This is a genomic window from Mesorhizobium sp. BH1-1-4 (assembly GCF_020165665.1).
Lineage (GTDB): Bacteria > Pseudomonadota > Alphaproteobacteria > Rhizobiales > Rhizobiaceae > Mesorhizobium.
The window spans coordinates 1-26,012 of record NZ_JAIUIN010000013.1; the positions used below are offsets into that span (position 1 = coordinate 1).

General features: G+C 64.8%; 23 protein-coding genes. 14 read left to right on the forward strand and 9 right to left on the reverse strand.

Translation table 11 applies throughout. From position 1 onward, the window contains the following. Positions 1-64 precede the first annotated feature (64 nt). From LB569_RS20750 to LB569_RS20775, 6 genes are all read left to right on the forward strand, one after another. Complete coding sequence (locus LB569_RS20750) at positions 65-1,471, forward strand: hypothetical protein (RefSeq protein WP_224693984.1); 1,407 nt, start codon at positions 65-67, stop codon at positions 1,469-1,471. Between the two features lie 155 nt (positions 1,472-1,626). Beyond that, positions 1,627-2,931, forward strand: coding sequence for an ABC transporter substrate-binding protein (locus LB569_RS20755; RefSeq protein WP_224693900.1), 1,305 nt, complete (start codon positions 1,627-1,629; stop codon positions 2,929-2,931). Between the two features lie 107 nt (positions 2,932-3,038). Continuing rightward, complete coding sequence (locus LB569_RS20760; protein ID WP_224693901.1) at positions 3,039-3,920, forward strand: branched-chain amino acid ABC transporter permease; 882 nt, start codon at positions 3,039-3,041, stop codon at positions 3,918-3,920. Then, the gene (locus LB569_RS20765; protein WP_224693902.1) at positions 3,917-4,879 is read left to right on the forward strand and encodes a branched-chain amino acid ABC transporter permease; all 963 of its coding nucleotides are present in this window, start codon (positions 3,917-3,919) and stop codon (positions 4,877-4,879) included. The genes LB569_RS20760 and LB569_RS20765 overlap by 4 nt, the downstream gene beginning before the upstream one ends. Then, complete coding sequence (locus tag LB569_RS20770) at positions 4,876-5,601, forward strand: ABC transporter ATP-binding protein (RefSeq protein WP_224693903.1); 726 nt, start codon at positions 4,876-4,878, stop codon at positions 5,599-5,601. The genes LB569_RS20765 and LB569_RS20770 overlap by 4 nt, the downstream gene beginning before the upstream one ends. Further along, positions 5,598-6,335, forward strand: coding sequence for an ABC transporter ATP-binding protein (locus tag LB569_RS20775; protein WP_224693904.1), 738 nt, complete (start codon positions 5,598-5,600; stop codon positions 6,333-6,335). Before LB569_RS20770 ends, LB569_RS20775 begins: the two co-directional genes overlap by 4 nt. Here the strand turns inward: LB569_RS20775 and LB569_RS20780 are convergent, their stop codons facing one another. Together LB569_RS20780 and pncA are read right to left on the reverse strand one after the other, a co-directional pair. Next, complete coding sequence (locus LB569_RS20780; protein ID WP_224693905.1) at positions 6,336-7,745, reverse strand: sodium:proton antiporter; 1,410 nt, start codon at positions 7,743-7,745, stop codon at positions 6,336-6,338. Between the two features lie 49 nt (positions 7,746-7,794). After that, on the reverse strand, positions 7,795-8,409 hold the full coding sequence (gene pncA / locus LB569_RS20785; RefSeq protein WP_224693906.1) for a bifunctional nicotinamidase/pyrazinamidase: 615 nt from the start codon (positions 8,407-8,409) through the stop codon (positions 7,795-7,797). A 295-nt stretch (positions 8,410-8,704) separates the two neighbouring features. Here pncA and LB569_RS20790 point away from each other — a divergent pair, with 295 nt between their 5' ends. Genes LB569_RS20790 through LB569_RS20815 form a run of 6 tightly spaced genes read left to right on the forward strand, consistent with a single transcriptional unit; the run spans position 8,705 to position 15,766 of the window. Continuing rightward, positions 8,705-9,559 (forward strand): FAD binding domain-containing protein, encoded by an 855-nt coding sequence (locus tag LB569_RS20790; RefSeq protein WP_224693907.1) that lies wholly within the window; start codon positions 8,705-8,707, stop codon positions 9,557-9,559. Next, the gene (locus LB569_RS20795; protein WP_411970242.1) at positions 9,556-12,309 is read left to right on the forward strand and encodes a molybdopterin-dependent oxidoreductase; all 2,754 of its coding nucleotides are present in this window, start codon (positions 9,556-9,558) and stop codon (positions 12,307-12,309) included. The genes LB569_RS20790 and LB569_RS20795 overlap by 4 nt, the downstream gene beginning before the upstream one ends. Next, positions 12,306-13,847 carry a 6-hydroxynicotinate reductase gene (locus LB569_RS20800; RefSeq protein WP_224693908.1) on the forward strand — a complete coding sequence of 514 codons (1,542 nt, stop codon included), beginning with the start codon at positions 12,306-12,308 and terminating at the stop codon, positions 13,845-13,847. Before LB569_RS20795 ends, LB569_RS20800 begins: the two co-directional genes overlap by 4 nt. Continuing rightward, entirely contained in the window at positions 13,847-14,731 is an 885-nt protein-coding gene (locus tag LB569_RS20805; protein ID WP_224693909.1) for a UPF0280 family protein, read from the forward strand. The genes LB569_RS20800 and LB569_RS20805 overlap by 1 nt, the downstream gene beginning before the upstream one ends. Beyond that, positions 14,724-15,308 carry an amino acid synthesis family protein gene (locus LB569_RS20810; RefSeq protein ID WP_224693910.1) on the forward strand — a complete coding sequence of 195 codons (585 nt, stop codon included), beginning with the start codon at positions 14,724-14,726 and terminating at the stop codon, positions 15,306-15,308. Before LB569_RS20805 ends, LB569_RS20810 begins: the two co-directional genes overlap by 8 nt. After that, entirely contained in the window at positions 15,305-15,766 is a 462-nt protein-coding gene (locus LB569_RS20815) for a MarR family winged helix-turn-helix transcriptional regulator (RefSeq protein ID WP_140703082.1), read from the forward strand. Before LB569_RS20810 ends, LB569_RS20815 begins: the two co-directional genes overlap by 4 nt. A gap of 252 nt (positions 15,767-16,018) precedes the next feature. Here the strand turns inward: LB569_RS20815 and LB569_RS20820 are convergent, their stop codons facing one another. Genes LB569_RS20820 through LB569_RS20830 form a run of 3 tightly spaced genes read right to left on the reverse strand, consistent with a single transcriptional unit; the run spans position 16,019 to position 19,880 of the window. Continuing rightward, complete coding sequence (locus LB569_RS20820) at positions 16,019-16,987, reverse strand: substrate-binding domain-containing protein (RefSeq protein WP_140703079.1); 969 nt, start codon at positions 16,985-16,987, stop codon at positions 16,019-16,021. Beyond that, on the reverse strand, positions 16,984-18,297 hold the full coding sequence (locus LB569_RS20825) for an ABC transporter permease (protein ID WP_224693911.1): 1,314 nt from the start codon (positions 18,295-18,297) through the stop codon (positions 16,984-16,986). Before LB569_RS20825 ends, LB569_RS20820 begins: the two co-directional genes overlap by 4 nt. Then, positions 18,294-19,880 carry a sugar ABC transporter ATP-binding protein gene (locus tag LB569_RS20830; protein WP_224693912.1) on the reverse strand — a complete coding sequence of 529 codons (1,587 nt, stop codon included), beginning with the start codon at positions 19,878-19,880 and terminating at the stop codon, positions 18,294-18,296. The genes LB569_RS20825 and LB569_RS20830 overlap by 4 nt, the downstream gene beginning before the upstream one ends. Before the next feature lie 220 nt (positions 19,881-20,100). Between LB569_RS20830 and LB569_RS20835 the strand changes: the two genes are divergently transcribed. Further along, positions 20,101-21,120: a LacI family DNA-binding transcriptional regulator gene (locus LB569_RS20835; protein ID WP_224693913.1), complete on the forward strand. Its 1,020-nt coding sequence runs from the start codon at positions 20,101-20,103 to the stop codon at positions 21,118-21,120. A gap of 19 nt (positions 21,121-21,139) precedes the next feature. Here LB569_RS20835 and LB569_RS20840 read toward each other — a convergent pair whose 3' ends face one another. From LB569_RS20840 to LB569_RS20855, 4 genes are all read right to left on the reverse strand, one after another. After that, on the reverse strand, positions 21,140-21,928 hold the full coding sequence (locus tag LB569_RS20840) for an inositol monophosphatase family protein (RefSeq protein ID WP_224693914.1): 789 nt from the start codon (positions 21,926-21,928) through the stop codon (positions 21,140-21,142). A 75-nt stretch (positions 21,929-22,003) separates the two neighbouring features. After that, positions 22,004-23,005, reverse strand: a complete 1,002-nt coding sequence (locus LB569_RS20845) for an LLM class flavin-dependent oxidoreductase (protein WP_224693915.1) — start codon at positions 23,003-23,005, stop codon at positions 22,004-22,006. Next, positions 23,002-23,835, reverse strand: a complete 834-nt coding sequence (locus LB569_RS20850; RefSeq protein ID WP_224693916.1) for an arylamine N-acetyltransferase family protein — start codon at positions 23,833-23,835, stop codon at positions 23,002-23,004. Before LB569_RS20850 ends, LB569_RS20845 begins: the two co-directional genes overlap by 4 nt. A gap of 70 nt (positions 23,836-23,905) precedes the next feature. Further along, positions 23,906-25,075 (reverse strand): AI-2E family transporter, encoded by a 1,170-nt coding sequence (locus LB569_RS20855; protein WP_224693917.1) that lies wholly within the window; start codon positions 25,073-25,075, stop codon positions 23,906-23,908. A gap of 413 nt (positions 25,076-25,488) precedes the next feature. Between LB569_RS20855 and LB569_RS20860 the strand changes: the two genes are divergently transcribed. Beyond that, entirely contained in the window at positions 25,489-25,989 is a 501-nt protein-coding gene (locus LB569_RS20860; protein WP_224693918.1) for a carboxymuconolactone decarboxylase family protein, read from the forward strand. Positions 25,990-26,012: the final 23 nt, after the last annotated feature.

Here is a 26,012-nt window from a genome sequence, read left to right on the forward strand (position 1 = left end):
GCTCCGTCGCGCTACGCTCGACACCTCTCCCCCGATCGACGGGGGAGAGGAAGGGTGCCAAGCCATAGAGCGCCATCTTTGCGGCCTCGTTCCTATCTCCTTTGCCTTGGTCCTCTTACCCACCCCCGCCTTCGCTCACGCCTCCGACCGTGGCCACGTCCTCCTCCTCCCCACCGGCTACTACCTGATCGGCGGCGCCTTCGCGGTGGCCGTCAGCTTCCTCGTCCTTGCCCTGCTGCCGCCCGACACCCTCGACCGTTTCTGGCGCCGACGCCTGCCGCTTTTCAACGTCAACGACAGCGCTCGCCCTGCCGTCAGCACGATCTCCTTTGCCGGCTTTGCAATCCTCATCGCCGCCGGTCTCTTCGGCAGCCGCGATCCGCTCTCCAACCCCTTGCCGCTGGTGGTATGGACCCTGCTCTGGGCCGGCCTAACCCTGCTGCAAGGCCTGTTCGGCGATCTCTGGTCGTGGCTCAGCCCCTGGTGCGGGCCGTGGCGGCTGCTGTCGCGCCGGACCGGCAGAGGCGATGTGGGGGCCTGGCGTCTTCCGCAATGGCTCGGCTGCTGGCCGGCCGTTGTTCTGTTTTTCGCCTTTGCCTGGTTCGAACTCATCGATCCGGCACCCGATGATCCGGCTCGGCTTGCCTTTGCTGCCGGGCTCTATTGGCTGTTTACCCTCGTCGCCATGCTGCTGTTCGGCTACGACAGGTGGAGCCGAAGCGGCGAATTCCTGACCATCTTCTTTTCGATGGTGGCGCGTTTCGCCCCTGTCAGACGCGATGAACAGGGCCGTCTCGGCCTGTGCTGGCCGGGTGCCAAGCTGCTGGCGGACGAACCCTTGCCGGCCAGCGGCATCGCCTTCCTGCTGCTCGCTTTGTCCTCGGTCTCCTTCGATGGCCTGTCGAAGACGTTCTTCTGGCTCGGCCTGTTCGGCATCAATCCGCTGGAATTTCCCGGCCGCACGGCGGTGATCGGCAGCGGCAGCCTGGGTCTTGTGCTGACATTCGTGCTGCTCGCGGGCGCGTTCCTGCTCGCGGTCTTCCTCGGCCAGCGTCTGGCCGGCAGCGATAGGCCTCTCGCCCAGGCGGCGGGGCTGCTGGTGTCGATCGTGCCGATCGCGCTCGCCTATCATGTCGCGCACTATCTGACGGCGCTGCTCGTCGACGGCCAGTATGCCTTGGCCTCCCTGTCCGACCCCTTTGCGCTGGGTTGGAACCTGTTCGGCACCGCCGACATGCAGGTCGAGGCCGGCATCGTTGCCGGCGCCAGTTCCGCCTGGTGGCTGTGGAACATCCAGGCCGGCGCCATCATATCGGGCCATGTGCTGGCCGTTCTCGTCGCCCACGGTTTTGCCTGGCGCCTGCACCGCCAACCCGCCCGCGCCGCGCTCAGCCAGTTCCCGCTCACCGTTTTGATGATCGCCTACACCATTTTCGGTCTCTGGCTGCTTGCCACGCCGACGGTCGGATGACACAAGCGATCCCGTGGGCATGCCCCGAGGGAAAGCTCGCTTGCCAGGCCAAACCTTTGGTGATTTAGTTTGTACACATGCAATTTTGCATCCTCTTGCCGAGGATGTTCGAGCCGCCTTATCGTTGGTCAAAACGCAAAAACAGGGGAACGAACGTGACTGACAAGAACGGATTTTTCGACCTCTCCAAGTCAAGCCTTACCCGCCGCACCGCGCTGAAGGGTCTGGCCGCCGGCGCAGGGCTGGCCGTGGCGCCCGGCTTCGTACGCTACGCCCAGGCCCAAAGCTCGGCGCCGATCAAGATCGGTTTCCAGTCGCACCGCACCGGCATCGGCGCCGCCTATGGCCGCTGGTACGAGAAGACGACCGCTGCCGCGATCAAGGCCATCAACGCCGCCGGCGGCATCAACGGCCGCCAGGTCGAGGTCATCATCGAGGATGACGGCACCGACCCCGGCCGTGGCGCCGAGGTGGTCGGCAAGTTCGCCACCCAGCATAAGACCGACATCGTCTTCGGCACACTGTTCTCGCATGTCGTCATCGGCTCGGCGCCTGCCGCCGGCGAAGCCAAGATGCCCTATTTCGTCGTCAGCGAAGGTCACCACGTCGCCTCGACCAAACTCAACCGTTACGTCTTCCAGCCCGGCATCACCGACGTGAAGAGCCAGATCCAGTCGATGGCGCCGTGGATCGCGGCCAATGCCGGCAAGAAGGTGACGCAGATTTTCCCCGATTTCGCCTTCGGCTACGACCATCGCGACTACCTGCCGCCGGCGCTGAAGGCGCAAGGCGCCGAGGTGATCGCGCAGATCGCCATTCCGCCGACGGAATCCTCTTTCACCAAATATTTCCCGCAGATCCCGGCCGAGACCGAGGTCATCTATCACGTCATGGTCGGGCCGGCGGTGCTCACCTTCGTCAAGGAACTCGGCGAGTTCTACGGCTCGAACCGGCCGCAGCTGTTCGGCTTCATCGATTCGCTGGAAGCCGTCGACATCAACAGCCCTGGGCTGGAATTCCTCGACGGCAGCCATTTCTGGGAAGGCTCGCCGCGCTACGCCCAGGCCGATGACACCGAAGCGCAGAAGGCCTATCGCGCCGCTGTCGGCATCGACGACAATGGCGCCGCCGTCGGCGATCCCAAGGACGTCTCCACCGCCGCGCATATGTTCGGCTGCTGGGAAACGCTCTACGTCGTCAAGAAGGCGATGGAGGATGCCGGCTACAAGGGACCGGAAGACCGCGCCAAGCTGGTCGAGGCGACCGAGGCGCTGAAGGAATTCGCCGAAGGGCCGGAGCATCCGCAAGGTGCAAAAACCTTCAACGGCAAGATCCACCAGTGCTTCGGCATCCAGAACATCTCCAAGGTCGAAGGCGGCAAGCTCAAGGTCGTCCACAAGACCAAGATCGAGGACGGGCTCTACGAGGCCGAAGGCGATTACACGACGCAGGCACTGTGAGCTTGGCCATTCTCCGAGCGTGAGCGCCAAGGCACCCCCCCTCTGTCTTGCCGGAATCGGCAGGGCAGAGGGAGGCGCTTCGTGCCGCCCTCTCAAGCGTGTAATCAATGCACTTCGGACCCCATCTCCTCCTGGCAACCCTCGAAGGCCTCGTCACGTCTGCCGTGTTGGCGCTGACGGCGCTTGGCCTGTCGCTGGTGTTCGGCGTCATGCGTGTCGTCAACGTCGCCCATGGCGAATTCTTCATGCTCGGTGCCGTGCTTGCCTGGGCGATCACCACGGCGATCTCGGGCCACCCGGCACTCGGCTTCCTGGCGGCGCTGGTGATCGCGCCGCTGATCGTCGGCGCCATCGCGCTGGTCGCCGAGCGGCTGGTGCTGCGCCGGCTCAATTACAATCCTGAAGCCACCATCGTCGCCACGATCGGCATGCTCTACATCATCCAGCAACTGGCGCTGACCTTCTACGGCCCCGAAGCGCGGCCCGTCGAGCCGCCCTTCAGCTACCGCATCCTTCTGCCGTGGTTCGGCTATTCCGGCTACAAGCTGTCGATTATCGCCGCCTCCGCGCTGCTGCTGATCGCGACATGGCTGGTGCTGACGCGCACGAAAATCGGCCTGATCATGCGCGCCACGCGGTATGACAGCGAGACGGCGCAGGCCTTCGGCATCCCGGTCGGCCGCGTCTATGGCGGCGTCTTCGCGCTCGGCGCCATGCTGGCCGCCATTGCCGCGGTGCTGATCGTGCCGATCAGCCAGGCGCATTATCTGATGGGACAGGATCCGCTGCTCCTGTCCTTCATCGTCGTCATCATCGGCGGGCTGGGCTCGCTGCGCGGCACCGTCGTCGCCGCCGTGCTGATCGGCCTGTCCGACGGCATCATCTCGATGTTCTTCTCGCCGACCTTGGCCAAGATCATCGCCACGCTGCTGGTCGCCATGGTGCTGGTGTTCCGCCCGCAAGGCCTGTTCGGGACGGCAGCGCGATGAGCGAAGCTTCGCCGGCAAAGGCCTACGCGCTCCATCTCGGCGTCATCGCCCTGCTCTTCGTGCTGAGCTTCGTCCTGCCGGAATACTATCATGGCCTGCTGGCCCGCATCATGGTGCTGGCGGTCTTTGCCATGGGCTACAACATGCTGTTCGGCTATGTCGGCCTGCTCAGCCTCGGCCACGCCATGTTCTTCGGCGCCGGGCTCTATGGCGCCGGGCTTGCCCTCATCCAGTTGGGCTGGGGCGTGCCGGCGGCATTCGCCGCTGGTCTCGCCTGCGGCGCCGCTCTCGCCCTGATCATCGGCCTGCTGGCACTGCGCACCACGGGTGTCGCCTTCATGATCGTCACCATGATGTTCGCCCAGGTCTTCTACCTCGCCATCCTCTATTTCGCGGCGTGGACCGGCGGTGATCAAGGCCAGGTCGTGCCGCAGCCGGCGCGTGTCCTTACCTTCGGCGCGACGTCGCTCGACCTCACCAATCCGACCATGCGCTACATGACGGCACTCGGGTTGTTCTCGCTCGTGCTGCTGATCACGCTTGCCGTCGTCCGCTCCCGCTATGGCCGCGTGCTGGTCGCCATCCGCGAGAACGAAGAACGCACGAGGATGCTGGGCTACGACACCTTCTCGAACAAGCTGGCCGCCGTGGTCGTCTCCGGCACGATCTGCGCGGCCTCGGGTGCCGCCTACGCGCTGCTGTTCGGCTATGTCGGATCGAGTTTCGCTTCGGTGCAATATTCGATCCTGCCGCTGCTGTGGGTCCTGCTCGGCGGTGCCGCCACGACGCTCGGACCGCTGATCGGCACGCTGTTCATGTACTATGTCATCGACCTCACCAGCGGCTACACATCGGCCTATCTGCTGATCGTCGGCGTCGCGCTGATCCTGCTGGTGCTGTTTTTTCCCAAAGGGATTCTCGGCACCATCCGCCAGCGCTGGCTCGGATGGCTGCCATGACACCGCTTTTGACCACCAAGGGCCTGTCGCGCGACTTCGGCGGCCTGCGCGCCGTCGACAATGTCGACTTCGCCTTGATGCCCGGCGAAATTCGCGCCGTCATTGGCCCCAACGGTGCGGGGAAGACCACCTTCGTCAGCCTGATCAGCGGCCGCATCCAGCCATCTTCGGGAACGATCGTCTTCGACGGCGCCGATATCACCGGTCTGCCGACCTATGTCAGGGTCAGACGAGGCATCGCCTACACCTTCCAGATCACCAGTGTCTTCGCCAACCTCAGCGTATATGACAATGTCGCGCTGCCGGTGCAGCTCACACTGAGCGACATCCGCTCGAAGGATGCATTGCGCGCGGGCGTCATGTCGGCGCTCGAACGTACAGGGCTGGCCGACCGCGCTCATATGCCGGCCGGGCAATTGTCCTACGGCCATCAGCGGTTGCTGGAAGTGGCGATGGGCCTGGCGTTGAAGCCGCGCCTGCTGATCCTCGACGAGCCGACGCAAGGCCTGGCCGATAGCGAGATCGATAATTTCATCGAACTCGTGCGCGATATCGCCAAGAGTGCCACCGTCCTTCTGATCGAGCACAACATGCCGGTCGTCATGCAGCTTGCCGACCGCATCACCGTCTTCAACGCCGGCAAGATCCTGGCTGAAGGCACGCCCGAGGCGATCCGCGAAAACAAGGCGGTGCAGGAAGCCTATCTGGGGACCGCCCCATGATCGAAACGAACAGGGCGGAGACGAGCAAGGCGGAAGCACTGGCGATCTCGGGACTGGATTGCTTCTATGGCGAGGTCCAGGTGCTCTACGGGCTCGACCTCGCGCTGAACAAGGGCGAGGTGCTGTGCCTGTTCGGCCGCAACGGCGCCGGCAAGACGACGACGCTGAAGGCGATCATGGGCCTGGTTCCGGCGAGTGCCGGTTCGATCAGCCTTGCCGGCAAGGAATTGACCGGCCTGCCGGCGCATGAAGTGCCGAAGGCCGGCGTCGCCTATGTGCCGCAGGGAAGGCGGCTGTTCGCCGAGATGACGGTGGCCGAGAACATCGAGATCGGGCTGATGGCGCGCGGCAAGGGCAAGGCGACGAAGGAGCAGGTGCTCGACCTCTTCCCGCTGCTGCGTCAGCGGCTGCGGCAGCGCTCCGGCACGCTGTCCGGCGGCGAGCAGCAGATGCTGGCCATGGCGCGTGCGCTTTGTCTCGAGCCGCAGGTGCTCTTGCTCGACGAGCCGACCGAAGGGTTGATGCCATCGATGATCGGGAAAATCCGCGAGACGGTGTCGAAGCTGCGCGAGATGGGCGTGTCTACCATCCTGGTCGAGCAGCGGGTCGATGCCGTTCTGTCGGTCGCCGATCGTGTCTCGTTCATCGAGAACGGCCGCAACCGTGAGACGGTCGATGTCGAGGAACTGCGTGCCGACCCGTCGGCGGTCAGGCGCTATGTTGGGGTCGGTTGATCAACCGAAGAACAGAAAACCCGCGATTAAAAAGGTCGGGATCAGCACCAGCCCGGACCACAGCATATAGCCGAAGAAGCCCGGCATCTTCACCCCGCGATGCCTAGCAATGGCATAGACCATGAAGTTGGGCGCGTTGCCGATATAGGTGTTGGCGCCCATGAACACGGCACCCGCCGAGATCGCGGCGAGCGTCGAGGCCAACTCGGTCATCAGGTGCTGAGGGTCGCCGCCGGCCAGTTCGAAGAACACCAGATAGGTCGGCGCGTTGTCGAGGAAGGACGACAGCGCCCCGGTCAGCCAGAAATAGGCGAGGTCATTGGGCGTGCCTTGCGCCGAGGTCACCAGCGCGACCAGAGGCGCCAGCGCGCCGTCATGGCCAGCCCTCAAGATGGCGACGACCGGCACGATGCAGATGAAGATGCCGGCAAACAATTTGGCCACTTCAGCGATCGGGCCCCAGTTGAAGCCGTTCGCCTCGCGGTGGCTCTTGTAGGAGAGGGGAAGCGACAGCAGGGCCAGCGCGAGGATGACGGCGTCGCGTACCAGGTTCTGCAGTTCGAGACCGACGCCGAACAGGGAAAAGCTCACGCCCGGCTTCCAGGCCGCCGACAGCAGGATAGCGGCGATTACACCGGCCAGCAGCGGAAGGTTGGCCAGGCCGCGCAGCCGCACCGTCGTGTCCGGTGTCGGATCCTTGATCTTCGGTGCGCCAGCCTCGCGCCGGTGCAGGACGATGTCGATCGCCAGGAACACCGCCAGCACGACGACGCCGACGAACAGCGTCTCGCGCCAGAGATTCGTCGTTGTCCAGAAGAAGTCGACGCCGCGCAGGAAGCCGACGAACAGCGGCGGATCGCCGAGCGGCGTCAGCGAGCCGCCAATGTTGGACACCAGGAAAATGAAGAAGATGACGACATGAGCGTTGAAAGGCCTGGCATCGTTGGCGCGCAGGATCGGCCGGATCAGGATCATCGAGGCGCCGGTCGTGCCGATGACCGAGGCAAGCAGCGCTCCGACGATCAGCAGTCCGGCATTGACCAGCGGTGTGCCGTGGATGTTGCCGGCAAGCAGGATGCCGCCTGAAATCGTATAGAGCGCGAACAGCAGCACGATGAACGACATGTATTCGGTGAGCAGCGCGTGCAGCACCGCCTCGGTTGCGGCCGGAGCACCGAAGGCGACCGCGAGCGGCACGATCACCAGCGCCGCCCACAAGGCTGCGATCTTGCCGTAATGGTGTTCCCAGACATGGTGGAACAGCAGTGGACCGGTGGCGATCGACAAAAGCAGCCCGGCAAAGGGCAGCGCCCACCAGAGCGACATGGTGTCGCCGGGCAGGCCGTGGTCTTCTGCCGCGAAAGCCTGTGCAGGAAGCAGCATGGTGCTGGCGACTACCGCACCTGCCATCACCCCCGTCGCAACGAGTGAAAACTTTATCGAAACCCTCACGGCCTGTTCAGTCCGACACAGGATCTTCAAGCGTCACGCCGGCGTCGCGCATCCGTTGCAGCATCGTCTCCAGAGAGCCATTGAGATCGATGGCACGGCAGGCATCGAGCCGCACGGCGGTCTTGAACCCTTGCCTGACGGCGTCCAGCGCCGAGAAGGCGACGCAGAAATCGGTGGCCAGCCCGACCAGCGTCAGCGTATCGATGTCGCGCTCCTTGAGATAGCCGGCGAGCCCGGTCGGCGTTTTCCGGTCGTTTTCGAAGAAAGCCGAATAGCTGTCGATATCAGGCCGAAAGCCCTTGCGGATGACAAGTTCGGCCTTGGTCCAGGCAAGGCCGGAGTGAAAATCCGAACCCAGGCTGCCCTGGATGCAATGGTCCGGCCACAGCGTCTGCTGGCCGTAGGGCATCTCGATCATCGTGAAGGGCTGTGAACCCGGGTGGCTGGAGGCGAAGCTGGAATGGCCGGCGGGGTGCCAGTCCTGTGTCAGCACGACATGGTCGGTTCGCCGGATCATGTCATTGACCAGCGGCACGATCTCGTCGCCGCCGGTAACGGCCAGCGCGCCGCCCGGGCAAAAATCATTCTGCAGGTCGATGACGACAAGCGCTTCGTCGGCCATGGGGCCTCCTTCTTCTCTGTGTTGGGATCAGGCTCCAGTAGAAAGATGCCGCTGACGCAACCGGACGCAGAAACTTGACCAGATGGCCGGCCGCGTCAACCTCCGAAGACATAACAATCGCGTTGCCCGCGTTCCGGCAAGGACGGTGAGCAAAACTCTGGCTTTGACAATTTCCGCCGTCTTGATATCATTTGCATACGAATGAATTTCCGGGTCAAAAACCGGGAATTGTCCCGAGGTAAGCGCCTTGGGCGGGCACTTTTGGGGAAGGCCCATCTTGTTGGGAAGGCAAAGCGTGACCCGTTACGCGAAACCCACCACGGTCGACGAGGCGCTCGCGCTGCTTGGCGAGGGCGCCTGGCGCATCCTTGCCGGCGGCACGGATTTCTATCCGGCGCAGGGCAGCAGGCCGTTTCGCGACAATGTCCTTGACATCAACGGCCTCGCCGCGTTGCGCGGCATCGCCGAGACCGATACCCATTGGGTGATCGGCGCGCGCACGACCTGGACCGATGTCATCCGCCATCCCTTGCCGCCGGCCTTTGACGCGCTGAAACAGGCCGCAGCCGAGGTCGGCTCGCCGCAGATCCAGAACGTTGCTTCCGTCGCCGGAAATCTCTGCAATGCCTCGCCGGCCGCCGACGGCGTGCCGGGGCTGCTCGTGCTGGACGCCGAGGTCGAACTGCGCTCGGCGGCGGCGACACGCCATCTGCCCTTGTCGGATTTCATCCTCGGCAATCGCCGCACGGCCTTGCAGCCCGGCGAGATGCTGACGGCCATCCGCGTGCCGAAACCCGCCGGCACATCGGCTTTCGTCAAGCTCGGCGCCCGGCGTTATCTCGTCATCTCCATCGCCATGGTGGCGGCGCGTCTGGTGGTCGAGAACGGCGTTGTCGCGGATGCGGCGATCGCCGTCGGCTCCTGCTCGGCCGTAGCCAGGCGGCTTGCTGGGGTCGAGGCGGCATTGCGCGGGCTGCCAGTGGGCACTGGGCTTGCCGAGGCTGTCCGGTCCGCGCCGATGACGGAACTGTCGCCGATCGCCGATGTGCGCGGCAGCGCCGAATACAGGCTCGACGCCGTGCGCGAGATCGTTGCGCGCGCCGTGCTTGCGGCGGCATCGATGCAGACGGACGACAAGGTGGCCGCATGAGCATGGATCGCGCCGATATAGCCTTCGCGGTCAACGGCGCCGCTGTCTCGGTCAGCGTGCCGCCGCTGCGCCGGCTGTCTTCGGTGTTGCGCGAGGAGTTGCGGCTCACCGGCACCAAGGTCGGCTGTGACGCCGGCGATTGCGGCGCCTGCACGGTGCTGGTCGACGGCGACCCCGTCTGCGCCTGTCTGATGCCGGCGGCCTCGGCCGCTGGCACCGCGGTGACGACGGTCGAAGGACTGGCCAATGGCCGGCTGTCGGCGCTGCAAGCCTCGTTCCTGGCGCATGGGGCCGCGCAGTGCGGCATCTGCACGCCGGCGCTGCTGGTCGCCGCCACCGCGCTGCTGGAGACGAAACCCAGGCCGACCGAAGCCGAGGTGCAGGACGCGCTGGGCGGGATCCTCTGCCGTTGCACCGGCTACCGCAAGATTATCGCCGCGGTGATGGAGGCCTCTCTCCAGGCCGCCAGCCTGGATTTCCGTCTGCCTCGGGCCGGCCACGCCATTGGCGCGTCACCGGTCAGGCTCGACGGCGTTCCAAAGGTCACCGGCGACGAAAAGTTCGGCGGCGATTCCTTTCCGGCCGATGCGCTTGCCGTGCTGGTGATCCGCTCGCCCCATTATCATGCCGGCTTCGCCTTCGGCGACATCGATGGCTGGGCGAAGGCGCATCCAGGCATCGCGGGCGTTTTCACGGCCGCCGACATCCCGGGAAAAAACTGTTTCGGCGTTATCGGCCCATTCGCCGACCAGCCGGCGCTGGCCGAAGGCTTTGCCCGGCTTCGCGGCGAGGCGGTCGCCCTGGTCGCCGGCGAGCGCGAGGCGATCCTCGATCTCGATCTGTCGAATTTCCCGATCCGCTGGACCGAATTGCCGCATGTTCTCCAGCCTTGCGAGGCGCAGGCCGAGGGCGCGGCGCTGATCCACGGAAACCGCCCGGCCAATCTGTTGACCAAGGGCTTTGTCGAGCGCGGCGATCCCGAGGCAGCGCTTGCCGATGCGGCCGTCACCGCGACCGGCGCGATCGAGACCTCCTATGTCGAGCATGCCTATATCGAGCCGGAAGCCGGCTATGCCTATCTCGACGGCGACACGCTGGTCGTCGTCGCCTGCACCCAGGCACCCTACATGGACCGCGACGATACGGCCAAAGTGCTTGGCCTTGCCGTCGACAAGGTGCGCATCGTGCCGACCGCGACCGGCGGCGGCTTCGGTTCCAAGCTCGACGTTTCCCTGCAGCCCCTCATCGGTCTTGTGGCGCTGAAGACCGGGCGGGCGGCGGCGCTCGCCTACACGCGCAACGAATCGATGATGTCGACCACCAAGCGCCATCCCGCCGAAATGCAGGCCACCATCGGTGCCGATGCCGACGGTCATGTCACCGGCATGGTCTTCGAAGGCGATTTCAACACCGGCGCCTATGCAAGCTGGGGTCCGACGGTGGCCAACCGCGTGCCGGTGCATGCGTCCGGCCCTTATCTCACGCCCAACTATCGTGCCGAGGGTCGCGCCATCCACACGCATGGGCCGATTGCTGGCGCCTTCCGTGGCTTCGGCGTGCCGCAGGCGACGATCATGCAGGAGACGCTCTATGACGAGCTCGCCGGCAAGCTCGGTATGGATCGGCTCGAGTTTCGCCTGACGAACTGCCTTCGGAACGGCTCCGAAACGGTTACAGGGCAGCGTCTGGAGTCTTGCGTCGGCATCGCCGAATGCCTCGAAGCCCTGCGGCCGCACTGGGCGCGGGCGACGGCTGCCGCCGATGCCTTCAACAGCACCAGCATCGATAGAAAGCGTGGCGTCGGCGTCGCTTCGTGCTGGTATGGCTGCGGCAACACCTCGCTGCCCAATCCGTCGACCATTAGGGTCGGCATCGCCGCTGATGGCGCGGTGATCCTGCACCAGGGCGCCGTCGACATCGGCCAGGGCTCCAACACCGTCATCACCCAGATCTGCGCCGACGCGCTCGGCCTGCCGCTGGAGAAATTCCAGCTGAAAAGCGCCGATACGGCGATCAGCCCCGACGCCGGCAAGACCTCGGCCTCACGACAGACTTTCGTCACCGGCAAGGCGGCCGAAAAGGCGGGCCGCGCCTTGCGCGAAAAAATCCTGCGCTTCGCCAATGTCTCGGACAAGGCTTCCCTGCGACTGGATGGCGCGGCGATCGTCATCCGCGAGGGTGAGGCCACCCGCCGCATCGACCTCGCCGCGCTCGACGCCGATGCCGACGGCTTCGTCTTCCGCGCCGAGGAGACATACGATCCGCCCACGCTGCCGCTCGACGCCAAGGGTCAGGGCAAGCCCTATGCCGTCTATGGTTACGGCGCGCAGATCGCCGAACTGGAGGTCGACCTCAAGCTCGGCACGGTGAAGCTCTTGAAAATCACCGCCGCGCACGATGTCGGCAAGGCGATCAACCCGCTGCTGGTCGAGGGCCAGATCGAAGGCGGTATCGCGCAAGGCATCGGCATGGCGCTGATGGAAGAATACATCCCCGGCCGCACCGAGAATTTGCACGACTATCTCATCCCGACGATCGGCGACGTGCCGCCGATCGAGACCATCCTTATCGAGGTGCCCGATCCCGAAGGGCCGTTCGGCGCCAAGGGGCTGGGCGAGCATGTGCTGATCCCGACGGCGCCGGCGATCCTCAACGCCATCCGTCACGCCACCGGCGTGCTGGTCACCAAGGTGCCGGCAACGCCAAGCCGCATCCTGGCGGCCATCCGCGACAAGGAGGCACGCCAATGAGCGAGCTTGCCGAACGCTTCGAAACCCATGATCCCGGCGAGAAGCTGGTGGCGGAAAAGATCCGCTGCGATGCCTGTCCGGTCATGTGCTATATCGCGGACGGCCGCACCGGCGCCTGCGACCGCTATGGCAATGTCGCCGGCCGGATCGTGCGCATGGACCCGCTGACCGTCCTCGACCATGCGGCCGAGACCGGCGCGACTATCGTGCCCTTTGTCGCCGAGGGCGAGCAGTGGGATGGCGAACTGGTCAACACCGGCCGCCGCTTCGTCACGGCAATCGGCGCCGGCACCACCTATCCCGACTATAAGCCCGCACCCTTCATCGTCAGCCAGGAGGTCGAGGGCGTCGATCTCGTCACCGTGGTGACCGAAGGCATCTTCTCCTATTGCGGCGTCAAGGTGAAGATCGACACCGACCGTCATCTCGGACCCGAAACGGCTGTGGTGCGGTCGCAAGGCGAGGCCATCGGCCATGTCACCACGGGCGAATATGGCTCGCAGATGCTGTCGCTGGGCGGCGTGCATCACCTGACCGGCGGCTCCAAGGCGGAGGGCCGCGCCACCTGTGATGCGCTGCTCGATTTGTGCAACCGCAAGCCTGTGGAACTCGCCATCGACGGCGGCGCGACGGTGATCGTCGAAGCCGGCAAACCACCCGTCATCGACGGAAAGGTGGAACACCGCATGCGCGTCGGCTGCGGCTCGGCGACCATCGGCATGTTCGCCACGCAATGGCGCGGACTGGTCGACGAGGTCGTGGTGGTCGACGACCACATCACCGGCGTCGTCTCCGAACACCAGGCCGGCAAGGTGCTGGGCTGGCAGGATACCGGCATCAAGATCGTCGGCCGCCGCTCGACGCCGGGCCGCTATTTCAAGGTCTCCGAGCCAGGCCTGGGCTGGGGCGGCACCAGCATATCGGATCCGCTGTCGATCCTCGGCGAATGGAACGCCAAGAAGGGCGCACGGCCGGGCCTGTCGCTGCTGATGGTTTCGACCACCGGCGAGCAGTTCGCCTATTACGAACTCGACGACGAGCTGAAGCCGGTCGAAAAACCGTTTCCGGAGCGGTTGCGGAAATCCGTCAACCTGATCGAGGACAATTGCGAGCCGGCCTTGTGCACCGTGCTGTTCATCGGCGGCGCCGGCGGCTCGCTGCGCGCCGGCGTCACCGAAAACCCCGTCAATCTCACCCGCTCGGTGCAAGGCCTGAAGACCTACGTAACGGTCGGCGGCGCGCCGGTCTATGTCTGGCCGGGTGGCGGCATCACGCTGATGGTCGATGTCACCAGGGTGCCGGAAGGCGCCTTCGGCTATGTGCCGACGCCGGCGTTGGTGGCGCCGATCGAATTTACCTTGCGTCGCGACGACTATGTCAGGCTCGGCGGCTACGAGGCCGAGATACGCAGCGTCGAAGACATCGTTGCCAAGGGCGGCGAATATCTCAATCCGCGCCGCGGCGGCGATGCGCCTGCCGGCAATCCGTGGCCGCCGCTGGCACAGTTGCGCCGTGCCGGTTCGAACGGGGCCGGGTGATGCAAGGCCCGCAAGCGCACTGGCTGCAGGACGGCAAGCGGCTACATCTCAACCACGGGCCGATCGACCTGATCGTCGAGGCCTTTGGCGAGGCGAATGAAAGCCGCCTGGCCTATGAGCAGGCCGTCGCTCGCTTCCAGACCATCCTGATGGAGTTGGTCGAAGAGCTCCCCGACCTGCGCCTCCCGGCGTTTTTCCTGGCGCCGCGCGCCTTTGCCGGCCCGACGGCGCGCCGCATGGAAGCAGCCGTCATGCCCCTGGCCGAATGCTTCATCACCCCGATGGCCGCCGTGGCCGGATCGGTAGCCGACGAAATGCTCGCCGCGCTGCTTGCCGGGCGCAAGCTCGATCGCGCCTATGTCAACAATGGCGGCGACAGCGCCCTGCACATCGGCAAGGGCCGTTCGATGGGATTGGCGGTCGCCGGCACCGGCAACGGCATGGCCGACCGGATCACGATCCGCGCGGCCGATGGCGTGCGTGGCGTTGCCACCAGCGGCTGGCGTGGCCGCTCCTTCTCCCTCGGCATCGCCGACGCCGTCACCGTGCTGGCGCGGACCGGCGCCGAGGCCGATGCGGCGGCGACGCTCATCGCCAATGCGGTGGACCTGCCAGGCAATCCTGCCATCAGACGCGTTCCCGCACGCGACTTGTCGCCAGACAGCGATCTTGGCACGCGTCTGGTGACACAAGCCGTCGGCGCGCTTGCACCTGATGAAGTGGCACGCGCCCTGGACAATGGCCTTGCCGTCGCCGAAGATTTTCGCCGGCGCGGCCTGATTGCCGCATCGGCGCTGTTTCTGGGTGGGGAGGCCCGCATCAGCGGCGCAGTGGCACTCGGCGCGCCCGACAAGCATGAACCGGAGGAAGTTGCCCATGCCTGAATTCCCGATCCGCAAGATCGCGGTGCTGAGCGAGGAAATTTTTCATGAGGGCGGGCCTGTCGCTGAGGTGCCGCGCCGGCGTGCCGCCGCCATGGCCGTGGTCAGGAATCCGTTCGCCGGGCGCTATGTCGAGGATCTGCAAAGCGCGATGGAGGATCTGAAGCCGCTCGGCCTGCTGCTCTCCGACAAGCTCATCGCCGCGCTTGGCGGTGACGTCAAACAGATCGACGGTTACGGCAAGGGCGCCATCGTCGGCAGCGCCGGCGAACTGGAACATGGCGCGCTGTGGCATGTGCCGGGCGGCTACGCCATGCGCGAGCGGCTGGGCGATGCCAAGGCAATCGTGCCGTCGGCGAAGAAGGTCGGCGCCTTCGGCTCGAAGCTCGATGTGCCGCTCGGCCACATCAACGCCGCCTATGTGCGCAGCCATTTCGACGCCATGGAAATCGGCATCAGCGACGGCCCGCGTCCCGACGAGATCCTGTTCTGCCTTGCCATGACCTGCGGCCCGCGCATCCACAATCGCATGGGTGGCCTCGCGGCGGACGGGATAAAAGCCTGGGACGGGCTGCGGTGAGCGCCGAGGACAATCTGCTCAAGCTGGTCGAGGCCGAGGAGGTCGACGATCACGACTACCTCCTGCAGGAGCAGGTCGGCTTCATCCTGCGCAAGGCGCATCAGCGCCATGTTTCGATCTTCGCCGCCCGCATCGCCGACCTGACGCCGCCGCAATTCGCCGCGCTCGCCAAATTGCGCGACGTTGGCGAGACCTCGCAGAACCAGCTTGGCACGTTGATCGCCATGGATGCCGCCACGGTGAAAGGCGTCATCGACCGGCTGAAGGCGCGTGGCCTGGTCGAGCTTTCCAGGCATGAGGTCGACAAAAGGCGGCTGCTGGTGAACCTGACGCCGGAGGGCCGCGACGCGATCGAGCGCCTGATACCGCTGGCCCGCGAGATCACGCAGGAAACCCTGGCGCCGCTCTCGGCCAAGGAGATCGCCACTTTCATGAAGCTGCTGGCGAAGCTGGCGTAAGGTACGAGTCGTTTCCTCTCCCTCCGGAGGGGGGAGAGGTGGCGCTGCGAAGCAGCGACGGAGTGGGGGAACCACTTGGCAACCGCCGCCGACGGATACTCAAAAGGGGACAAGGGCGCAAGAATCTTCCGCACTGCGCCAAGGGTCGACCCCCACTCCGTCGAGCTGCGCTCGACACCTCTCCCCCGATCGACGGGGGAGAGGAAGGGTGCCAAGCTGGACCCTGGGCCGGCACGTATCTCCCGTGAAAACTTACAGCCCGTTGTCCTTCAGCACCTGGGCGGCGTTTTCCTTGGTGATCTTCTCGGTTGGCAAGGTGATGGTCTTCTCCACCTTCTCGCCATTGAGGAACTTGATCGCCTGGCGCAGGCCTTCCGCACCTGGCGTGACATAGGTGAAGGTCGCCGTCAGCTCGCCCTTGTTCACCATCTGCACGCCTTCGTTGGGCAGGCCGTCGATGCCGATGAACTTGATGTCCTTCTCGCGGCCGACATCCTTGGCGGCGAGATAGGCGCCGTAGGCCATCGGGTCGTTGTGGCCGTAGACGAGATCGATCTTCTCGTTGGTCTTCAGCGCGTTGGCCATCAGATTGTAGGCCTGGTCCTGCTTCCAGTCGCCCGACTGCTGGTCGAGCAGGTATTTGATGCCCGGTTCCTTGTCGGTGAATTCATGGAAGCCGTCATGGCGGTCATGCGCCGGCTGGGTGCCCATGCCACCCCAGATCTCGACGACATTGCCCGCCGCCTTGCCCTTGCCGCCGAGCAGTTCGACGGCATATTCGCCGGCCGCGCGGCCGATCAGCGCATTGTCGCCGCCGACGAACTGCGTGTAGTCCTTGGTATCGACATTGCGGTCGAGCACGAAGACCGGGATCTTGGCGTCGATCGCCTGCTGCACGACACCGGTCAGGCCGGCCGATTCCTTCGGCGACACCAGAAGCGCGTCGACTTCCTGGCGGATCAGGTTCTCGACGTCGGCGACCTGCTTCTCGGTCTTGTCCTCGCCGTCGGTGATGATCAGCTCGACTTCCGGATGCTTGGCGGCCTCGGCGATGATGTCCTTGTTGAACTGGGCGCGCCAGGGCTCGATGGTGGTCACCTGGGAGAAGCCGATCTTCCACTTCTTGTCCTGGGCGAAGGCATGGCCGGTGGAGAGCAGTGCCGTGGTGGTCAGCAGGGCCGCGCCGAATGCGGCAAGCTTCAGCATGTCACGTCGTTTCATTTCTTGTTTCCTCCGAGATTGAGAGACGGTGTCTCTTGCGACGGCCGTTTCGCGGCGGCCGTTTCCTTGTGCGCCGCTCCGGGCAGGCGCAGATAGGCCATGAGATCGCCGGCATTGCGCTCCTGCACGAGCACGGTGCCGATGATGATCATCCCCTTCAGCACCAGCTGAAGGTTCGAATTGATGTTGTGGAGCTGCAATATGTTGGAGAGCAGCCCGAAGATCAGCACGCCGCAGAAGGTGCCTATCAGGCTGCCGCGCCCGCCCATCAGGCTGGTGCCGCCGATGACCACGGCGGCGATGGCGTCGAGCTCCAGCCCGGCGCCGGCGTCCGGTTTGCCTTGCCGGTACTGCGCCACGTAGAGCACCGCGGCGATGCCGGCGAGCAGTCCCGATACGGCATAGGTGGCGATCTTGACGCGGCCGGCGGCGATGCCGGAAAGCCTGGCCGCCTCCTCATTGCCGCCGATGGCATAGACATAGCGGCCGAACGGCGTGAAGCGCAGCACCGCGCCGTAGATGACGATTGCGCCGAGGAAGAACAGGCCGGGCATCGGGATGACGCCGAACACCAGCGAGCGCAGCAGCTCGAAATCGGCGGTGGCGTTGGAGCCGGTATAAACCGGCAGCACCGCATTGTTCTGGCCGGCGGTGAGCCGGGCGATGCCGAGCGCCGTCACCATCATCGCCAGCGTGACGATGAAGGGCTGCAGCCGCCCGCCGACGATGATGAACCCGTTGATGGCGCCGAACAACAGGCCGACGCAGGGCGCCACCAAAAGCACGCCGAGGACGCCGAATTTGGGCTCGATCTGCGGCAGCAGGTACCAGAGCGAAAGGCAGCACAGGACGATGCCGACGATTGCCGGCGTGACCAGGCCACGAACCGTGTCCAGCCTGACGTCGCGGGCCATGGCCTCCGCGCCGGCGCGGGACTTCTCCAAATTGAGGAAGACGAAGCGGGTGACGACGAAGCCGAGGCACAGCGCCACCAGGGCAACGGTCGGCACGCCCAGCACGACGCCCGGCGTCACGCCCGGAACCGTCAGCAGCATGGCGCAGACAACCGAACAGATGGCCATCAGCGAGCCGACAGAAAGATCGATGCCGCCGGTGATGATGACAGCCGTCATGCCGGTGGCGATCAGCCCGGTGGTCGACACCTGGCGCAGCACGTCGAGCAGATTGCCATAGGACAGGAAGATGTTGTTGCCCTTGGAACTGACCGGCGAGCCCAGCACGCCGATCAGGAAGATGGCGATCAGGCCCCAGTAGAGCTTGGTGCGCGACAGGAGTTTCAGTGCGGTCATGCGGAGGGTCTCGATAGGGTCCGGCGCGGCGCGGCGAGACGCATGATGGCCTCCTCGCTTGCCGCGTCGCGCGAAAGAATGCCTGTCTGGCGGCCGTCGGCCATCACCAGGATGCGGTCGGAAAGATGCAGCAATTCCGGCAGCTCGGAGCTGATGACGGCGATGGCCAGGCCATCGCCCGCAAGCCGGAAGATAAGGTCGTAAATCTCACGCTTGGCGCCGACATCGATGCCGCGCGTCGGCTCGTCGAGCAAAAGCACGCGTGGCCTGGTCGCCAGCCATTTGCCGATGACCACCTTCTGCTGGTTGCCGCCGGACAGCGTGCCGGCCGGCTGGTCGATGTCGCGGCAGCGTATGCCGAGCGCCTTCACCGCCTGCCGCGCCAGCCCCTGTTCGCCGGCCAGCGAGCGGATGCCGAAGCGCGCCAGCGCGCCGACCAGCGGCAGTGCCACATTGTCCGATATCGACGCCTGCAGATGCAGGCCTTGCGTCTTGCGGTCCTCGGTGACCAGCGCGATGCCCAGCCGCCGTGCGTCACGTGGCGAACGGATATCCACCGGCTGGCCGTCGAGCCTGATCTCGCCGCCGGCGCGGCCATCGCTCGAGCCGAAGATCGCTTCCATGATCTCGGTGCGGCCCGAGCCCAGCAACCCGCCTATGCCCAGAATCTCTCCGGCGGCCAGATCGAAGCTGACGCCTTCCATCACTTGCCGCCAGCCCTGGCGGTCGGGCTTCGACAGCGACAGACCGCTGACCGAAAGCACGGTCCGGCCGCCGGGATCCCGCTCGTCTTGGGAGGATGCGAGCAGGTCCCGTCCGACCATCGCCGAAATGATGGCATTCTCGTCGAGCTCGGCCATCGGCCGCGTCAGCACATGGCGTCCATCGCGAAAAACGGTGACGCGGCCGGCCAGATGCATCACCTCGTCGATGCGGTGCGAGATGTAGACGATGGCGACGCCGCTGTCGGCAAGCTGGCCGATGATGCGGAACAGCCGCTGGCATTCGGCTGGCGACAGCGCCGAGGTCGGCTCGTCCATGATCAGGATTCGCGCCGACATCGACAGCGCCTTGGCGATCTCGACCAGTTGCTGTTCGCCGACACGCAAGGCGCCGACGCGTGTGTCCGGATCGAGTTCGATGCCGAGGCGCTGCAAAAGGGCGCTTGCGGCGCGGCTGCTCGCCTTGCGGTCGACGATCAGTCCCGCGATCAGCTTCTCGCGCCCGAGGAAGATGTTATCGGCGACGCTGAGCTCGGGCACCAAATTGAGTTCCTGGTGGATGATGGCGATGCCCGTGTCCTCGGCATCGCGCACCCCGGCGAAGCTGACCGGTCGCCCGTCGATGCTGACCGTGCCTTCGTAGCCGGTATAGACGCCGGAGAGGATCTTCATCAGCGTCGACTTGCCGGCGCCGTTCTCGCCCATCAGCGCATGGACCTCGCCGCGGCGCAGTTCGAAGCCGACATCGATCAGGGCGGCGATGCCGCCAAAACTCTTGGAAATGTGCTCGGCGCTCAGAACGGTATCCGAGCGATCCGATGCCGCACCCTGCGTCGAGGAAAGGGAACTGCTCTGCTCCATGACAATGGCGGCCTCCCTTCCGTCGTCGTCAACGTCTACAAAAGCTAATCTAAACGTTTCGAATATGTCAAGCCGATATCAGGTGTCGGAAGTTTGATGCATTTCGATTCTTGCCTAAAAGGACAGGATTCCGTACGTATTGGTGACAAAGGGGTGACGAAACGTTTCGAAAATGACAGGGTCAGGGCGAAAAAAGCAGCGAAAATCCACCGCGCCCACCATGCTTCACGTGGCGGAAGCGGCGCGTGTCTCGGTCGCCACCGTGTCGGCGCTGATCAATGGCACGGCGACCGTCAGCCCCGAACTCAGCGCCCGCATCGAACAGGCGATCCGCGATATCGGCTACAAGCGCAACGCCATTGCCCGCAGCCTGAAGATGGGAACGACGCGCACCATCGGCTTGACCGTTCCGCACATCACCAACCCGTTCTTCACCGCCGTCGTCTCGGTTATCCAGCAGGCCTTCGATCGAGCCGGCTATGCCGTCATGCTGTGCTGCACGGACGAGGATCTGAATACCCAGGACGACCAGATCAGGCTGCTGCTCGATCGCATGGTCGACGGGCTGATCGTGGCCCGCGTCGGTGACGGCGCGATCCTCGAGCGGATCGTCGCCGATGCCAATGTGCCGGTCGTGCTGCTGGATCGCCTGTGCGAGCGCGTCGACACCGACGCCGTGGTTCTCGACAACCAGCGCGCGGTGTTCGACGCCATCAGCTATCTGGTCAATCTCGGCCACCGGCGCATCGGCTATATCACCGGCACCTCGGATATTTCACCCATGCATGACCGGATGACCGGATATTGCGAGGCGCTCCAGGCCGCCGGCTTGCCCGTGGCCGAGGAACTGATCCGCTCCGGCAATTTCCACGAGATCGACGGCTACAACGCAACCATGCAGCTTTTGTCGCTGCACGACCGGCCAAGCGCGATCTTCTCGGCCAACAACCCGATGGTGATCGGCACCATGAAGGCGATCCGCGATATCGGCCTGTCCTGTCCGGAGGACATTTCGGTCGCCTGCTTCGACGATTTTCCCTGGTCCGATGTGTTCCAGCCGCAGCTGACCACGGTGGCGCAGCCGGTGCAGGCGATCGGCGAACAGGCGGCCAATCTGCTGCTCGACCGTCTCGCCGGCAACAGGGATGCGCCGCCGCGCAAACTCGTGCTCAAGGGCCGGCTGATGATCCGGAATTCATGCCGCCCACTAGCTGCGGTTGTGCAGAGCGTGAGTGCCTGAACAGGCGTCCGCGCATCGACTAAAAGACGCCGGAGCACAGCTGCTGCAGCTTGGAAAACACACCCTTGCCGCCCGTGATGACCTGTGTCCCGCTTTGCAGCACCGTCTTGGGATCCGCCTTCAGCACCGTGCCGCCGGCCTCCTCGATCAACAGCATGCCTGCCACGCAGTCCCAGGCGTTCATATGTTCCTCGACATAGCCAAGCAGGCGGCCCGAGGCGACATAGGCAAGCATCAGGGCGCCGGACGCGTTGCGGAAGAAGACGCCGCCTTCGGCGAGGATCTTCTTGATCAGCACGGCGATGTTTTCGGCCTCGGCCCGGTTTGAAAACCCGGTTCCCACCGAGCCCTCTTCCAGGCTGGTCGCCGCACTCGTCTTGATAGGCTTGGCATTGACGAAGGCGCCGCCGCCGAGCCGGCCATGAAAGGTCTCGCCAGTCGACGGCTCGTGGATGACGCCGACGACCGTCTCTCCATCCCTGGCGCAAGCGATCACCACGCACCAGGCCGGAATGCCGCGCACGAAATTGGCGGTGCCGTCGATGGGGTCGATCACCCAGGAATAGCCGGTCGCGCCGGCGACCGAGGCGTGTTCCTCGCCGACGATGCCGTCCCGCGGATAGTCGGCGGCGATGGCAGCGCGGATGAACAGCTCGACCTCGCGGTCGGCCTGCGAGACCAGGTCCTGATGGCCCTTGCTCTCGATGGTCAGGCTGTCGAGATCGCGGAAATATTTCAGCCCGAGTTCGCCGGCGCGCCGCGCCAGTTCGATGGCAAACTGCTCGCGTCTATCGAGATCATGGGGCAAAGCAAGGCTCGCTGTTGCGAAGGATACCCCGCACGTAGCAGAGCATTGATCTCGACAAAAGCTCTAGGACCCGTTTCAGGCCGCTTGCGACAGCGATTTGTGCGCCTCGGCGAGGATCTCGAAGGAGCGCACGCGGGCGGCGTGATCGAATATCTGCGCGGTGACCATCAGCTCGTCGGCGCCGGTGCGGCACACGAAGGCATCGATGCCTTGCCGGACCGTCTCGGGCGAGCCGACGACGGCGCAGGACAGCGCTTGGCCGAGCATGGTCCTGGCCATCGGGTCGAGATCCCGGTCATAATTCTCGACGGGTGGCTGCAAGCGTCCGGGCCGGCCGGTGCGCAGATTGACAAAGGCCTGCTGCAGCGAGGTGAACAGCAGCCGCGCCTCGGCATCGGTGGGGGCGGCAAAGACATTGAGGCCGAGCATGACATGCGGCTTGTCGAGTTGCTCCGACGGCTGGAAGCGCGAGCGGTAGATGTCCAGCGCGTGGTCGAGTTCCGCCGGCGCGAAATGCGAGGCGAAGGCGTAGGGCAGGCCGAGCATCGCCGCGAGCTGCGCGCCGTAGAGGCTCGACCCGAGAATCCAGATCGGCACCGTCTGGCCCTCGCCGGGCACGGCGCGCAGGCGCTGGCCCTCCTCGGCCGGCAGGAAATAGCCCATCAGCTCGACGACATCCTGCGGGAAATTGTCGACGCCGGCCTCGAGATTGCGGCGCAGCGCCCGCGCCGTGTTCATGTCCGTGCCGGGAGCCCGGCCGAGGCCAAGGTCGATGCGGCCTGGAAACAAGGCGGCCAGCGTGCCGAACTGCTCGGCGATCACCAGCGGCGCATGGTTGGGCAGCATGATGCCGCCGGCGCCGACGCGGATGGTTTTGGTACCGCCGGCGACATGGGCGATGACGACGGCCGTTGCCGCGCTGGCAATGCCTGGCATGTTGTGATGTTCGGCCAGCCAGTAGCGCTTGTAGCCAAGCCGCTCGGCGTGGCGGGCAAGGTCGAGCGAATTGGCGAGCGATTGCGAGGCATCGCTGCCTTGGACGATCGGCGCCAGGTCGAGAACGGACAGTTCGGTCATATGTTGGTCTCCACGATCTTCGTCTCGCGCACCCGTGCCTCGAAGGCCGTGCGGTCGGGAATGGTGATGCCGAGCTGGCCTTCCAGCGTGTCGGCAAGTTCGGCGGCGGTGGCGATCTGCCTCTGTTCGGTGCGGCCATCGATGTGATGGATCGACAGGCGGTTGCCGCGCAAGCCGTAGCGCCGGTCGGGCGCCGCGCGCGCCGCCAGAACCGAGGTCAGGAAATGCGATGCCGGGTTGGTCGACAGGAAATAATTGGTGATGGAATAGTCGACTTCATAGTGCGGCTGCAGATCGAAGCGATACAGCGAGCGCCAGTCGCCGCCGATGGCGACCTGCAGGCGGAAATGGTCGCCGGCTTCGACGATGCGGAATGTTTCGTGCGGGGTGTTCTGTTCGAGACCCGGCTCGAGCAGCAGCGGGGCGGTCATCGTCAGGCCGCCGAAGCCGACATCGGCTATATAGGTCCGTCCATCGAGTTCGGTGCGCAGCAGCATGTGGCTGCGCGCCGTGATCGCGTCCTCGTTCTGGCCCCAGAGCACACGCGCGGCAAGACCGCCGACCTTGAAGCCGAGCGCCTCCAGCGCATGCATGAAGAGGAGATTGTGCTCGAAGCAATAGCCGCCACGTCCGGCAAGCACGATCTTGTCCTGCAGCGAGGCGGCGTCCAGCCGGACCGGGCGGCCCAGAAACGGATCCATGTTCTCGAAGGGAATCGCCTGCGGATGCAGGAAATGAAGCGTCTTCAGCGTGTCGAGCGAAGCCCCCCTGGAACCGGCATGGCCGATCCGGGCGAAATAGGCGTCGAGGCCGAAGGGAATGTCGCTCATGGGGAAAGACACCGGGCGCTGATCGGCCGGATATAGGCACTCGCTCCCGCCGCCGCAAACCCTGCGACGGTTATGCGGCAGCCTTGCTATCCTGTTCGTCGGCTTCCTCTTCCACGACCGTGACATGTTGCGCGGCGAGGAAATTGCCGACATGGCTGAGGCCTTCGAAATGGTCGCAGAACACCTTGATAACGACCAGCAACGGGACCGCCATCAGCGCGCCAACGAAGCCCCACAGCCATGACCAGAAAGCGATGGCGATGAAGATCGCAACGGCGTTGATCTCGAGCCGCCGCCCGACCACCATCGGCGTCACGAACTGGCCTTCGACGATATCGCACAGGATAACGAAGGCGGGCGCCAGAAGCGCGTAGGAGATCGAATCGAAACTGATCAGCGCGATGACCGCGACCAGCAGGATAGTGATCAGCGCCCCGACATAGGGCAGGAAGTTGAGCAGCGCCGCCGCCGCGCCCCAGACCAGCGGATTGGGCATGCCGAGTCCCCAGAGGCCGAGCCCGATGACGGCGCCCAGCCCGGCATTGATAACGGCGACGGTGAGCAGATAGTGCGAGATCTCGCGCTCGACATCATAGACGACGCGTAGCGCCCGCTTCTTCTGGCTGAGGCTGGCGAAGGACTGGATGATCTTCTCGTAGAACAGCGTGCCCGAGGCAAGCAGGAACAGCGACAGCACGAAAACGATGGTGATGCTGGTGCCCGCGTCGAGAATGTTGCTGGCGGCTGTCGACAGGATGCCGGACGGCGCCACCGCGACCCGCTGCACGCCCGGTTCCTGCGAGGTCTCGGTCAGCGCTTCCAGTTGATGCGCGAGATCCATCATCCGCGCCAGCGGCCGCTTGAACTGCGCCAGCCGTTCCGTGAGCTGCTGCCCGATCGAGGAGGTGTTGTTGATCAGATCGATGACCGGCCCGCTGAGCAGATAACCGGCGCTGGCAAACGCGAAGATGGAGAAGAGCACCAGCATTGTCGCCGAAACCACCTCGGGAATGCCGCTCTTGCGCAGGAAGCGGACGATCGGCGTCAGGGTCAGCGCCAGCAGGAAGGCAAGGATGACGGGCATGAAAAAAGCCCGGCCGAAGTAGAACGCGGCGGTGACCGCCAAAATGAAGATTCCGATCAGCAGCGACCGCATCAGCCGCAAGTTCGCGCGCGCCTCGGCACGCGAATCCTGTTCGTCGGCAACGCCTGCGGCTAAGGCAGCGGGTTCGGTCTTCATGCTCACCCCCTCGCGCCGGCGCCCCTCAGCGATCGGCAACGCCCGGTGGAAACGCGGAGTCGCGGGCGGAGGTTCCATGAGCCGGCTTCGAGAGCGAGGTCCGTCATGCGCACTCTTCAGACCACTCCGACGCAGCGCATCGCGCGAAATATTACATCCGGTGTAATTGAGACGACGCTCGCGGCTTGGCTAGAACAAGCAGGCTTTCGCGCAGCGGGTTTCATGTAAATCCGTGCTCGGATGAGAAAAGCGGGCAGTGCAGCGCATGATTGATCACACGATGTCGTGGCGCGGCGCCGAAACTGTCCATGCGATCAGAAACCGATCTTTGAACAGAGGATTTCAAAATGCAAAGGTTTACCCTTCAGACAATCGAGTCGGCACCGGAACGATCCAGGCCCGCGCTAGAGGCGTTGCAAGAAAGATTTGGCTTTCTTCCCAACGTCATGGCGACCATGGCCAACAATCCGGTTCTCCTCAACGGTTTCGTCTCCAGCTTCGGCAGTTTTCACGGCGGAAGCTTCGACGAGATCGAAAAACAGGTACTGCTGCTGACCAACGCGGTCACCATCAGATGCCCCTGGACCGTCGCCGCGCATTCGACATTCGCCATCGAGGACGGGATTGCGCCAAGCGAGGTCAAGGCAATCCGGGACGGCGGCTTGCCGGCGGACCCGAAATATGCGGCTCTTTCGGCCTTGACCAAGGCGTTGATCGAAAACAAGGGAAACGTGAGCGATGCCGACATCGACGCGTTTACCTCGGCGGGCTATTCGAAGGCGCAGATCCTGGAAGTGGTAACCGGCGTCGGCGTTTCCACCATGGCGGCAACCACCACCAATATGGCCGGCACGCCGATCGAGGAACGCTTCCAGGCGCAGGCATGGTCTCCCGCCGCCGCGATGGCCGCCTGACCTGATCGACGGCGCATGGACCG